The organism is Calditrichota bacterium, assembly GCA_013152715.1.
Taxonomy (GTDB): domain Bacteria; phylum Zhuqueibacterota; class Zhuqueibacteria; order Thermofontimicrobiales; family Thermofontimicrobiaceae; genus 4484-87.
The window spans coordinates 1-3,000 of sequence record JAADFU010000165.1 but is presented as its reverse complement, the minus strand read 5'-3'; the positions used below and the strand labels follow the sequence as shown (position 1 = coordinate 3,000).

The following is a 3,000-nucleotide window of genomic DNA, read 5'->3' as shown; positions in this document are numbered from 1 at the left end:
AAGAGCGAAAAAATTAATATATTTTAGAGAATAATGGTTTTATGCTAATACCTCTGAATTCCTTCATTTTGACCGAATAATGAAACTGGAGTATTGAACCAGTAAGGCGATTACCGATACGAAAAATTCCAACCATTGTTAGACGAATCGATGATGCAGAAATTAAATAATTCACCAGATAAATTGTTGAAAAATTGAATCCAGATTTCAGACTTATGAAAAATGTGGTTCAGATATTTTTGATAGGCTGATTGCCGATATGTTGATAAGGAAATTTATTGCGTATTGGAAACACCCTGTTCGCAAGCATTAATTGTAGCTCCATTGAATACCAAACACAAAATCAGTTGAACGAACAAATTCGGAGAAAACAGTAATGAATAGACGCGATTTTTTGAAGTCAGGCTCGGCGCTGGCAGCGCTTCCTTTGTTATCAACGGAAGCGCTTTTCGCTCATGCTGCCAGTGCAGGTGCTAAGGCGATTTCTGATGAACCCCTGAAGCCCAAAATTGTGAACGGAGTCAAAGAATACGAATTATGGATTGACATTGTGCATCATGAATTGGCGCCAGGGATGAAAATTCACACGCTGGCTTTTAATGATCAAGTTCCGGGACCAGAGATTCGAGTAAATGTCGGCGATAAGGTTCGCGTGAAATTTAAAAATAAAACTGAACTCAATCATACCATCCACTGGCACGGTTTATATGTGCCGTGGCGAATGGACGGCGTTCCTTATGTCACACAAATGCCAGTGATGCCAGGGCAGGAATTTATTTACGAGTTTGAGGCAAAGCCGGCAGGCACACATTTTTATCACTGCCATTGGGGGACACTGCTACACATGCAATCCGGAATGTTCGGCGCTTTTATCATCGACGATCCGGATGATCCCATTAAAAAGAAATATTCTTACTCCCGCGAATACACGCTCGTTTATTCGGCTCATGATGTCAATTTTCTGCGCAGCGAATTAAATGCCATGCTTGAACGCATGAAAGAGCGCATGTATTTGATGAAAAACGGCCGTTTTGACAAAGAGCGGTTTGCTTTATTTGACAGCAAAGAAGAATTGGAACAAGCCATTGCCAATGGTTACCAGCCGCCTTACGTGACAAATCGTCGTTCTCAAGCGGAATTACCGCAGCCGAACTGGTTCACAGTAAACGGGAAATCTTATCCCAGCACGCCGAACTTGTTCATTAAAAAGGACGAAACAATTCGCGTGCGACTGATTAATGCCGGCACTGAAGAACACTTTTTGCATTTGCACGGTCATGATTTCTGGCAGGTGGCGGATGACGGCGTGCCTGTTCCACAACCCTGGCAGATGAACACCATTCGTTTGAGTCCGGGAAAAACGCTGGATATCATCATCGAAGGCAACAATCCGGGTATCTGGACATTTCACGACCACGACACGCGCCGCGTAACTAATAACGGACTCTATCCCGGCGGAAATTTGTTAGCGCTGATTTACGAAGATCTGCCCGTGGAAGAGCGTATGGTCGGAAAAATGAAAGGCATGAAGATGAAAAAAGGAAAGATGAATCTCCTGCCAAAAGTTGCTTTGGATGAATAGAAGCGCGAAAACGATCTGGTCAAAAATTTCAAATTCAAATTTTCAATCTTTGCAAGGAGTAAGGTAAAATGAAAATACATTCAAATTTAAAATATTATTTGCCGATACTTATTTTGCTCATTGTATCGGTCGATGTCTTCGCCCAGGTGACGCCCGCAATTCAATTGGCTGGCAGAGGCGTGATGTCTTTCAACACTTATCAACGAAGCGGAGTTGTTTATGGCGATAAAAGTTCTGCTATCAATGATTTTTCCGATACCGGCATTTTGCTGGGATTACGGCAGAAATTGTATAACGACTACCGCAGCCGCTTTGTGATTGGATTTCAATTTCCCGATGCGGATTCTGATCTGGGACAGGTATTTTTTCACCAAATTCACTTCCAACTGGAAAATCAGTATTCAATTTTCCGAATCGGCAGGACGCGCGTGCGCAGCAGTCTGATTGAATTTCCCACTTTGCGCGATGACGATGCTATTGAATTTACTGATGTGCTCAATCCTTTTTCTTCCGGAGAAAACACGGAAGAAAGTCAATTTGGCAATGTCGCTGAAGCCGGAATTATCGTCAAGCAGCGACTTTTTCTCACAGTGCACGGCGAACATTTTACGGAAACGCCGATTCCGCCGGCAACAAGCGAAGAAGATTTTTCGCTCAATGCCATTGGCGGAACCATCGAATATCGCGTTCCTGAAGTGCAGCGTTTCAACAGAAATATCATTGCGCAACTGGGAATCGGCTGGAACAATTTTCTCACCGACCGTCCCGGCTATTCCGGTTTTGATAAGGCGTTGAAGAATATCATTGTTTCCGCCATTTTTAACATTTATCCTGATCCGGTTTATTTTGTAGATTTTCGACATCAGACCATCTACAATCTGGGATTTGATGAAATTAAAGAACTGAATTCATTTCAGGATATGGCACGAGCCAAATCTGTGAGCCATTTTAGCTCCCTGCGGCTTGTCTATCGCAAATTGGAGCGCCCCACGGCTTATTTCTCCCTCGGACTTGGCTATAAAACTTTCCCTGATTTGACAAGACAGACTTCTGCCATGACTTTTGTCGCCAATGGTTACTATCGCCTTGGCGAAAATTTTGACATCGGAGTTCAGTATCAATTTGTTGACCTGAAAGATGATTTGCTCAATTTATACACGCAAAAAGAACACAGCATTAAATTGGCGCTGGTCTTCTCGTTCGAGCAATTGTGGAACGGATTTTATGATGAACGGGATTCGTTGCTGAATCTTGAGCATGGGTATTTGAAATAATGTGTTTTTTACTCACACGGAGACACAGCGGCACAAAGATTTAATAAAAGGACTGAAAAATGGAAAACCACAAAGGACGCGAAGAACACAAAAAGCAATTATGACTTTTAACTCATTTGTTTTGAATAAAATATTCTTTGCGTC

Annotated in this window: 2 protein-coding genes; both read left to right on the top strand. The window is 42.5% G+C overall.

Translation table 11 applies throughout. The features are described from left to right. Positions 1-376: 376 nt before the first annotated feature. Complete coding sequence (locus GXO74_12440) at positions 377-1,582, top strand: multicopper oxidase domain-containing protein (GenBank protein NOZ62477.1); 1,206 nt, start codon at positions 377-379, stop codon at positions 1,580-1,582. 98 nt (positions 1,583-1,680) lie between these two features. Beyond that, positions 1,681-2,856, top strand: coding sequence for a hypothetical protein (locus tag GXO74_12435; GenBank protein NOZ62476.1), 1,176 nt, complete (start codon positions 1,681-1,683; stop codon positions 2,854-2,856). The last annotated feature ends 144 nt before the right edge of the window (positions 2,857-3,000 follow it).

Bases quoted from the DNA above. Each gene is read 5' to 3' on its own strand.
- GXO74_12440 (NOZ62477.1), top strand. From the start codon at position 377: ATGAATAGACGCGATTTTTTGAAGTCAGGCTCGGCGCTGGCAGCGCTT.